The sequence below is a fragment of the Cellulomonas iranensis NBRC 101100 = JCM 18110 genome (assembly GCF_001552375.1).
Taxonomy (GTDB): Bacteria; Actinomycetota; Actinomycetes; order Actinomycetales; family Cellulomonadaceae; genus Cellulomonas; species Cellulomonas iranensis.
In genome coordinates this window covers 54,793-63,947 of record NZ_BCRB01000015.1, presented here as the reverse complement: position 1 = coordinate 63,947, position 9,155 = coordinate 54,793, and the positions used below count along the sequence as shown (strand labels likewise).

General features: G+C 74.6%; 10 protein-coding genes. All 10 read right to left on the bottom strand.

All coding sequences use genetic code 11. The annotated features are described in order from the left end of the window. Nucleotides 1-320 (bottom strand): type I phosphoribosyltransferase (locus CS2_RS04995; RefSeq protein WP_501161966.1); only part of this gene is annotated, 320 nt, incomplete at its 3' end. Next, a complete protein-coding gene (gene secF / locus CS2_RS04990; RefSeq protein WP_070319120.1) occupies nt 317-1,420 on the bottom strand; it encodes a protein translocase subunit SecF in 1,104 nt (367 codons plus the stop codon). The genes secF and CS2_RS04995, both read right to left, overlap by 4 nt. After that, nucleotides 1,420-3,297: a protein translocase subunit SecD gene (gene secD / locus CS2_RS04985; protein ID WP_233421073.1), complete on the bottom strand. Its 1,878-nt coding sequence runs from the start codon at nt 3,295-3,297 to the stop codon at nt 1,420-1,422. Before secD ends, secF begins: the two co-directional genes overlap by 1 nt. Nucleotides 3,298-3,438: 141 nt before the next feature. Further along, a complete protein-coding gene (gene yajC, locus CS2_RS04980; RefSeq protein WP_046528332.1) occupies nt 3,439-3,834 on the bottom strand; it encodes a preprotein translocase subunit YajC in 396 nt (131 codons plus the stop codon). Between the two features lie 150 nt (nt 3,835-3,984). Beyond that, nucleotides 3,985-5,052, bottom strand: coding sequence for a Holliday junction branch migration DNA helicase RuvB (gene ruvB, locus CS2_RS04975; RefSeq protein ID WP_070319130.1), 1,068 nt, complete (start codon nt 5,050-5,052; stop codon nt 3,985-3,987). Nucleotide 5,053: 1 nt separating this feature from the next. Continuing rightward, nucleotides 5,054-5,665: a Holliday junction branch migration protein RuvA gene (gene ruvA / locus CS2_RS04970; protein ID WP_046528331.1), complete on the bottom strand. Its 612-nt coding sequence runs from the start codon at nt 5,663-5,665 to the stop codon at nt 5,054-5,056. Between the two features lie 75 nt (nt 5,666-5,740). After that, complete coding sequence (ruvC, locus tag CS2_RS04965; RefSeq protein ID WP_070319118.1) at nt 5,741-6,307, bottom strand: crossover junction endodeoxyribonuclease RuvC; 567 nt, start codon at nt 6,305-6,307, stop codon at nt 5,741-5,743. A 70-nt stretch (nt 6,308-6,377) separates the two neighbouring features. Then, the gene (locus tag CS2_RS04960) at nt 6,378-7,133 is read right to left on the bottom strand and encodes a YebC/PmpR family DNA-binding transcriptional regulator (RefSeq protein ID WP_046528329.1); all 756 of its coding nucleotides are present in this window, start codon (nt 7,131-7,133) and stop codon (nt 6,378-6,380) included. Between the two features lie 90 nt (nt 7,134-7,223). Further along, nucleotides 7,224-7,844: a pyridoxal 5'-phosphate synthase glutaminase subunit PdxT gene (pdxT, locus tag CS2_RS04955; RefSeq protein WP_070319129.1), complete on the bottom strand. Its 621-nt coding sequence runs from the start codon at nt 7,842-7,844 to the stop codon at nt 7,224-7,226. A 100-nt stretch (nt 7,845-7,944) separates the two neighbouring features. Continuing rightward, nucleotides 7,945-9,138, bottom strand: a complete 1,194-nt coding sequence (locus tag CS2_RS04950) for a pyridoxal phosphate-dependent aminotransferase (RefSeq protein ID WP_070319117.1) — start codon at nt 9,136-9,138, stop codon at nt 7,945-7,947. Nucleotides 9,139-9,155: the final 17 nt, after the last annotated feature.

Below are 9,155 nucleotides of genomic sequence, written 5' to 3'. Positions count from 1 at the left end.
GCGTACGACTGCGACGCGACGGGTCCGGGCAGCTTGCCGGCCTTGCGCACCGGCACGACGCCCGCGCCCAGCGCGGTCGCGACCGGCGCGGCGAGCAGGAAGCCGCGCGCCTCCATGCCGGCGACGAGGTCGACCGGCTCCGGCACCGCGGCCGCGAACGCGTCGACGACCGCGGCGAACGCGTCGGCGTCCGCCAGCAGCGGCATGATGTCGCGGAACTGGATGCCCGGCTCCGGGAAGTCCGGCACCGTGCGCATGAGCGCGTCGACGCGTCGTGCCAGCGCGGCCCGGGCGTCCGTCCCCTCGACCACGGCGCTCATCGCTTCTTCCGCTTGGGCTGCGAGGACTGCCCGAGGTGGCCCCCGGGGCGCAGCGCGGCCGTCGCGCGCGGCGTCGCGGCGCCGACGGCGACCGGAGCGCCGTCGCCGTCCTCGGCGTGCACCGCACCCGCGCGGGCCGCGAGGACCTTCGCCGTGTGGTCGCGCACGGGCTTCTCGCGCTCGCGCAGCGTCACCTCGAGCGGCGTCGCGAGGAAGATCGAGGAGTAGGCGCCGACGAGCATGCCCACGAACAGCGCGAGCGCGATGTCCCGCAGCGTGCCCGCCCCGAGGATGAACGCGCCGACCACGAGGATCGAGCCGACCGGCAGCAGCGCCACGACCGACGTGTTGATCGAGCGGACGAGCGTCTGGTTGACCGCGAGGTTCGCCTTCTCGGCGTACGTGAAGCGGCTCTGGTCGAGCGTGTCGGCGGTGTTCTCCCGCACCTTGTCGAACACGACGACCGTGTCGTAGATCGAGTACCCCAGGATGGTGAGGAAGCCGATCACGGTGGCGGGCGTGACCTCCCAGCCGACCGCCGCGTAGATCCCGACCGTGATGAGCAGGTCGTGGAACAGCGCGATGAGCGCGGCCGCGGCCATGCGCCAGTTGCGGAAGTACACGGTCATGACGAGCGAGACGAACACGAGGAACGCGATCAGGCCGGTGATGGCCTTCTGCGACACGTCCTTGCCCCACGACGGGCCGACGAACGCGCTCGTCACCTCGTCCTGCGTGACGTCGAACGCGGCCATGAGGCCGTTCTTGACCTGCTCGACCTCGTCGTTCGTGAGCTCGGCGGTCTGGATGCGCAACGACGAGCCGCCGACGGTCGTGACGCGCGGGCTCTCGCTCGGCGCGACCGCCTGGACCGTGTCGATCGCGAGCTGCTGGTCGGTCGTCGCGACGCCCGACACCACGAACTCCGACCCGCCGCGGAACTCGATGCCCGGGTTCAGGCCGGGCCGCACGAGCAGCACCGCGGAGATCAGCACGAGGACGGCGGAGATCACGTACCAGGTGCGTCGCCGTCCGACGATGTCGTACGAGCGGCGACCCGTGTACAGGTCGTTGCCCCACTGGGCGAATCCGGAGGCCATCAGCGGTCGCTCCCCTCGGGACGGCCGTCGGCGGGCGCGTCGGTCGTTCCGGTCGTCGGTGGGTCGTCCTGCGGCGGCGTCGCGCTCGCCTCGGCGGCGCGCGCGGCGGCGCGGCGCTCGGCGATCGTCATGCCGGCCGCCCCGACCGTGACGGGCTCGCGGGTCGTGGGCGCGTCGGACGTGCCCTTCGACCGCTGGCCGGGCGTCGTGACCCGGCCGCGTCCCACGTAGCGCGCGGTGTCCACGCCGAGCCGGCGCGGGTCGAGGCCCGAGGCCGGGTGGCCGTCGGCGAAGAACCGCGTGCGGGCCAGGAGCGTCATGAGCGGGTGCGTGAACAGGAACACGACGACGAGGTCGACGATCGTCGTGAGCCCGAGCGTGAACGCGAACCCGCGCACGCCGCCGACCGCCAGCAGGTAGAGCACGATCGCCGCGGTGAAGTTGACCGCGTCGGACGCGAGGATCGTGCGGCGCGCGCGCTCCCAGCCCTTGTCGACCGCGGCGCCCAGCGACCTGCCGTCGCGCAGCTCGTCGCGGATGCGTTCGAAGTACACGATGAACGAGTCCGCGGTGATGCCGATCGCGACGATGAGGCCCGCCACGCCGGGGAGCGAGAGCCGGTAGCCCTGCAGCCAGGACAGCAGCGCGATGACGCCGTAGGTGACCACGGCCGCCACGAGCAGCGACGCGACCGTGACGAGACCGAGCGTGCGGTACTGGAAGAGCGAGTACACGACGACGAGCAGCAGGCCGAAGATGCCGGCCAGCAGGCCCTTCTGGAGCTGCTCGGACCCGAGCGTCGCGGAGATCTGCTGCTCGCTCTGCACCTCGAAGCTGACCGGCAGGGACCCGAAGTTCAGCTGGTTGGCGAGGTTCGCCGCGGTCTGCCGCGTGAACGTGCCCGAGATCTCGGCCTGGCCGTTCGGGATCACCGCGTTGACCGACGGCGCCGAGATGACGAGCGCGTCGAGCACGACCGCGAACTGGTTGAGCGGGCGCTGCTGCCCCGAGAGCCGGGTCGTGACCTCCGTGAACTTCGGCGTGCCGGCCGACGTGAACTCGAGGTTCACGACCCACTCGCCGGTCTGGACGCCGGACGAGCTGACACCGAGGCCGGACGTCGCGCTCTTGATGTCGGCCCCGGGGATCTCGACCGGGCCCAGGATGTACTTGGCCAGGCCCTCCTGCTCGCACGCCACGAACGCCTTGTCGGGGTCGCCGGGCGCACCACCCGTCCGGTTCTCCGGGAGCGTGCAGTCCAGCGCGTCGAACTCGGCCTGCACGGCGGGCGTCACGTAGTACGCGACGTCGCTCGGGCTGTCGGGCGCGGCCTTGCCCGGCTCGTCCGACGGCGCCGCGTCCGCGGCCCCGTCGGTCGCGGCGGGCTCGGGCGTCGCGGCCGGGTCGGCGGCCGCGTCGGTCGCGTCGTCCGCGGGCGCCGCCGGGTCGCCCGTCGCGCCGTCGGCGGGCGCCGCGGTCGTGTCGTCGGCCGGGGGTGTCGGCTCGGCCGACGGGTCCGTGCCCGCCGACGCGGGCGTCGGCGAGCCCTCGACCAGCACGGGACGGAACTCCATCTGCGCCGACGTGCGCACGAGGTCGAGCGTGGCCTCGCTCGGACGGCCCGGAAGCGCGACCACGATCTTGTCGCCGCCCTGGCTCGTGATCTCGGCCTCCGCCACGCCCGAGGCGTCGACGCGCTGCCGGATGACCGCGATGGCCTGGTTGATCGTGTCGGACGTCACCTGACCCGCGACCTCGGGCACGGGCTCGAGGATGACCTGCGTGCCCCCCTCGAGGTCGAGCGCGAGGTTGGGCGTCAGCGCGGCGTCGCCCCAGCGCGTGCCGGCGAGGAGCGTCGCGAAGAGCGCGACGACCACGACCGCGAGGGTGACGAGCGTGCGGACCGGCCGTTCACGGCGGCGGGGAGGAGGTGCCAACGGAGTTCTTCTCTCGTGCGCGCACCGGGCGCGGTCGCACCCGGCGGGGTCGGGGCCCGGGCGTCGTCACCCGGGCCGGAGTCACTTGCTGTCGCGGTCGCCCTCGCGGGCCGACGGCGGCTCGGGCGGCAGGGAGGACAGGTCGTCCGGCACGTCGACGACGGCGTCGTCGACGACCACTGCGTCGTCGTCGGGCTCGTCGTCCACGTCCTCCGCCACGACGGGCGGCTCGACCTTGCGGGCGATCGCGGCGCGCAGCCAGCGGGTCCGCGTGCCCGGGGTCGACTCGAGCGTGATGACGTCGTCCTCGATCGCGGTGACCGTGCCGAACAGCCCCGAGCCCGTCATGACCTCGTCGCCGATGACCAGGTTGGCGCGGAAGTCCTGCGCCTCGCGCTGCTGCTTGCGGGAGCGGTTGGACATGAAGAGCAGCCCGCCGAAGGCCACCACCAGAAGGATGACGAAGGAGTAGTCCATGAGGTCGCGTGTCCCCGCATTCGTGTCAGACGTCCGCCGCAGTCTAGGCGCCGCGGCCCGCCGCTCCAACGCGCGCGGGCGCTCGTCGGTTCCCCGACGTGCGCGGACCGCCCTCCCGTGCTGCGCCAGGTCGCCGCGACACGGCCCGCGTCAGTCGAACAGCGTGCCGCCAGGCAAGGGCACCTCGAGCCCGAGGTGCTCCCACGCGGGCGCGAGCGCGACGCGACCGCGCGGCGTGCGGCCCACGAGGCCCTCGCGCACGAGGAACGGCTCGGCGACCGTCTCGACCGTCTCGGGTTCCTCGCCCACCGCGACGGCCAGCGTCGTCAGCCCGACCGGCCCGCCGCCGAACCGGCGGCACAGCGCGTCGAGCACGGCACGGTCCAGACGGTCGAGCCCGCGCTGGTCGACCTCGTACACCTCGAGCGCCGCACGGGCCGCCGGCAGGTGCAGGTGCCCGTCGCCACGGACCTGCGCCCAGTCCCGCACGCGCCGCAGCAGCCGGTTGGCGATGCGCGGCGTGCCGCGCGAGCGCGACGCGATCTCCGCGGCGGCGTCCGCGTCGAGCGGCACGTCGAGCAGGCCCGCCGACCGCACCAGGACGCGCTCGAGCTCGTCGTCGGCGTAGAAGTCGAGGTGCCCCGTGAACCCGAAGCGGTCGCGCAGCGGCGCGGGCAGCAGACCGGCGCGGGTCGTCGCGCCGACGACCGTGAACGGCGGCAGCGACAGCGGGATCGCGCTCGCACCCGCTCCCTTGCCCACCACGACGTCGACGCGGAAGTCCTCCATCGCCACGTACAGCAGCTCCTCGGCCGGACGCGCGAGGCGGTGGATCTCGTCGATGAACAGCACCTCGCCCTCCTCGAGCGAGGACAGCACGGCCGCGAGGTCGCCCGCGTGCTGGATCGCGGGGCCGCTCGTGACGCGCAGCGACGTGCCGAGCTCGGCCGCGATGATCATCGCGAGCGTGGTCTTGCCCAGCCCCGGCGGGCCCGAGAGCAGCACGTGGTCGGGCGCGCGCCCGCGTCCGAGTGCGGCCTCGAGCACGAGCGAGAGCTGGTCGCGCACCACGCGCTGGCCGACGAACTCGTCGAGCCGCCGCGGGCGCAGCGCCGCCTCGGCCGCGCGCTCGGGCTCGTCCGCGGTCGCGCGCACGAGCGAGTCCGTCCCGCCGCCGGCGTCCGTGAGGTCCTCGGGGAGCGCGTCGAACGCGCCCACGTCACGCACGGGCGCTGCCCAGCGACCGCAGCGCGGCACGCAGCACGCCGGGGACCTCGTCCGCACCCACCGGGTCGCTCGTGCCGTCGAGCACGGCCGCCACCGCGTCCTGCGCCGCCCGCGCGGGCCACCCGAGCCCCACGAGCGCCTCGACGACCTGCTCGCGGTGGTCGGACGGCAGCGGGACGGCGCCCGCTCCCCCGGCCGGCGACGGCGCCCCGAGACGGTCCTTGAGCTCGAGCACGATGCGCTGCGCGCCCTTGCGCCCGATGCCGGGCACGCGCACGAGCGCCGCGAGGTCCTCGTCGGCGACGGCGCGCCGCAGGCCGTCGGGCGTGTGCACGGCGAGCATCGCGAGCGCGAGGCGCGGGCCCACCCCGGAGACGGTCTGCACGGTCTCGAACACGTCCCGCTCGTCGTCGTCCGCGAAGCCGAACAGCGTGAGGGAGTCCTCGCGCACGACGAGCGACGTGAACAGCCGCGCCGGCTGCCCGAGCCGCAGGCCCGCGAGCGTCGCCGGGGTGGCCTGGACGAGCATGCCGACGCCGCCCACCTCGACGACCGCGGCGTCGAGCCGCACCGCCAGCACCGTGCCGTGCACCGATGCGATCACCCTGGCGCTCCTCCCTCGTGGACCGGCCACCACTGTGCCACACGTGCGAACACGTGTACGAACGACACGCGCGCGTCAGGCGCGCCGGCGTGCCGCCTGCTCGGCGGCGGCCCACTGCCGTTGCGCCGCCGTGAGGGCACCGGGCTCGCGCTGCGGCGCGCCGAGCGTGCCCGCGGGCCGCCACAGGTGGCAGATCGCGAGCGCGAGGGCGTCGGCCGCGTCGGCCGGCCGCGGGACCTCCGCGAGCCCGAGCAGGCGCGCGACCATCGTCTGGACCTGGGCCTTGTCGGCGCGCCCCGACCCCGTGACGGCGGCCTTGACCTCGCTCGGGGTGTGCAGCGCGACGGGGATGCGACGCCGCGCGGCCGCGACCATCGCGAGGCCCGCGACCTGCGCGGTCCCCATGACCGTGCTGACGTTGTGCTGCGCGAAGACCCGCTCGACGGCGACCGTGTCGGGCGCGTGCTCCTCGAGGCACTCCTCGATGGACCGCGCGATGACGAGCAGCCGCTGGTCGACGTCGAGCGTCGGGTCGGACCGCGCGACGTCGACGTGCACGAGCCGCGCGCGCCGCCCGGGCAGCGCGTCGACGACGCCGAGGCCGCAGCGGGTCAGGCCGGGGTCCACTCCGAGCACGCGCACGGCGCCATCGTCGCAGGCCCGGGCACACCACGGGCCCCGCCACACCGTGACGGGGCCCGTGGCGGACGACTCACTCGGCGTCGAGCTCGGCCATGACCTCGTCGGACGCGTCGAAGTTGGCGTAGACGTTCTGCACGTCGTCGGAGTCCTCGAGCGCGTCGATGAGCCGCAGGATCTTGCGCGCCCCCTCGGCGTCGACCTCGATCTGCGTCGACGGCCACCACACGACGTCGGCCGAGTCGTAGTCGATGCCCGCGGCCTGCAGCGAGGACCGCACGGGCACCAGGTCGGTGGCCTCGCTCAGCACCTCGAACTGCTCGCCGAGGTCGTTGACCTCCTCGCCGCCGGCCTCGAGCACGGCCTCCATGACGGCGTCCTCGTCGGTGCCCTCCTTGGGGACGATGACGACGCCCTTGCGGCTGAAGATGTACGCCACCGAGCCCGGGTCGGCCATCTGGCCGCCGTTGCGCGTGAACGCGACCCGCACGTCGGACGCGGCGCGGTTGCGGTTGTCGGTGAGGCACTCGACGAGCACCGCGATGCCGCCGGGGCCGTAGCCCTCGTACGTGATCGACTGGTAGTCGGCGCCGCCGGCCTCGGCACCCGACCCGCGCTTGACGGCGCGGTCGATGTTGTCGTTCGGCACCGAGGACTTCTTCGCCTTCTGGATGGCGTCGAAGAGCGTGGGGTTGCCGGCGGGGTCACCGCCGCCCGTGCGGGCGGCCACCTCGATGTTCTTGATGAGCTTGGCGAAGAGCTTGCCGCGCTTCGCGTCGATGACGGCCTTCTTGTGCTTCGTGGTGGCCCACTTGGAGTGACCCGACATGCCTCGTTACCCCTTCGTCTCCGCTGGTTCCGCCCGCGTCGCGCCCCGGCGGCGCCGTCCGTGAGGGACGGGCCGCAGGACGCCGCGACGTCACAGGCTGTCGCGGACGATCTGCACGAACAGTCGGTGCACCCGCGTGTCGCCCGTCACCTCCGGGTGGAAGGACGTGACCAGCAACGGGCCCTGGCGCACCGCGACGATCCTACCGGCGGCGGGGCCGTCCTCCACGCGACCGAGGACCGTGGCGGCCGGTCCGACCTCCTCGACCCACGGCGCGCGGATGAAGACCGCGTGCACGGGGTCCGTCGCGCTGTCGGCGACGCCGTCGATCACGAGGTCGGTCTCGAACGAGTCGACCTGCCGCCCGAACGCGTTGCGGCGCACCGTGATGTCGACGCCGCCGAGCGTGCGCTGCCCGTCGATGCCGCCGATGATCCGGTCCGCGAGCAGGATCATCCCGGCGCACGACCCGTACGCCGGCATGCCCGCCGCGAGCCGCTCGCGCACGGGGCCGTCGAGCTCGAAGGCGCGCAGCAGCTTGTCGATCGTCGTGGACTCGCCGCCCGGCAGGACGAGCGCGTCGACCGCGTCGAGCTCGGACCGGCGGCGCACGCCGACCGCCGCGACGCCGAGCGAGGTCAGCGCGGCGACGTGCTCGCGGACGTCGCCCTGCAGGGCGAGGACACCGATCGTGGGGCTCGTGGTGGGCACGGCAGCCGATCCTAGGCGCCGCGCCCTGCGTGGCCGCGAGCGGGCCAGGACCCGGCCGGCCGGGCCGACGTGGACGACCTCGTCGCGCCTGGCGACGCCGTCATCGCGCGGCGGCGACGGCGCGCCCCACGACCCCGGCGCCACCCGCGCCCACGACCTCGTCGGCGAGCCGGTCGAGGCCCGTGAGCAGCAGGTCGCGCGGCGCCGCGAGCGAGACGCGCACGAGCCCCGCGGCGTGCTCGCCGAACGTCGAGCCGGGCGCGACCGCGACGCCGCGACGGGCGAGCAGCCGGCGAGCGAACGCGTCGGTGTCGGCCTCGCCCACGTCGACCATGAGGTAGAACGCGCCGTCGGGCTCGACGTGCCGCACGCCGCGGCGCCGCAGCAGCGCGCAGGCCGCGTCGCGTCGCTCGCGGTACGACGCGACGGCGTCCGCGACGGCGTCCTGCGGGCCCGTGAGGGCCGCGAGCGCGCCGACCTGGCCCGTGGTCGACGGGCACGCGACCGTCGCCTCGGCGAGGTGGCCGAGCGCGTCGACCACGTGCGGGTCGGGCACCACGACGTACCCGGCGCGCCACCCGGTCATCGCGTACGTCTTCGACAGCGAGAAGAACCCCAGCACGCGCCCGTCGGTGTCGTGCGCGAGCGGGCTCGCGTGGGGTGCGTCGAACGTGATGGCCTCGTAGCACTCGTCCGAGAGCAGCCACAGGTCGTGGCGGCGCGCGACGTCCACGAGCGCGGCGACCACGGCGTCGGGGTAGACCGCGCCGGTCGGGTTGCTGGGCGAGCACACGACGATCGCACGCGTGCGCGGCGTGACGCACGCCTCGACCTCGTCCGGGTCGGGCACGAAGCCCGCGGCGGCGTGCGTCGGGTACCGCCGCGCGACCGCCGACGCCGCGACGGCCGCCATCTCCCAGTTGGGGAAGCCGGGGTCGGGGAAGAGGATCTCGTCGCCCGGTGCGAGGAGCGTCGCCATCGCCATGGCGAGCCCGTGCATCGCGCCGTGCGTGACGACGACCTCGTCGGCCGTCGTGACCCGGCCGTGCGTGCGGGTCACGCGGTCGGCGGCCGCCGCACGCAGCGCGTCGAGGCCGAGGCTCGAGGTGTAGCCGGTCCGCCCGTCGCGGGCCGCCGCGGCGACGGCGTCGACGACGTGCGCGGGCGGTGCGACGTCCGGCTCGCCGATCTCGAGGTGGATCGCGTCCGGGTCGCGCAGCGCGAGCTCCATGAGCGTGCGGATCCCCGAGCGGGGGATGCGGGTGACGGGCGAGGCGGCGGCGGGGCGGGGCATGGCGGGACGCTAGCGCC

Excerpts from the sequence above, each read along its gene's own strand:
- secF (WP_070319120.1), bottom strand. The coding sequence starts at position 1,420 with ATGGCCTCCGGATTCGCCCAGTGGGGCAACGACCTGTACACGGGTCGC.
- yajC (WP_046528332.1), bottom strand. The coding sequence starts at position 3,834 with ATGGACTACTCCTTCGTCATCCTTCTGGTGGTGGCCTTCGGCGGGCTG.
- CS2_RS04960 (WP_046528329.1), bottom strand. The coding sequence starts at position 7,133 with ATGTCGGGTCACTCCAAGTGGGCCACCACGAAGCACAAGAAGGCCGTC.
- CS2_RS04950 (WP_070319117.1), bottom strand. The coding sequence starts at position 9,138 with ATGCCCCGCCCCGCCGCCGCCTCGCCCGTCACCCGCATCCCCCGCTCG.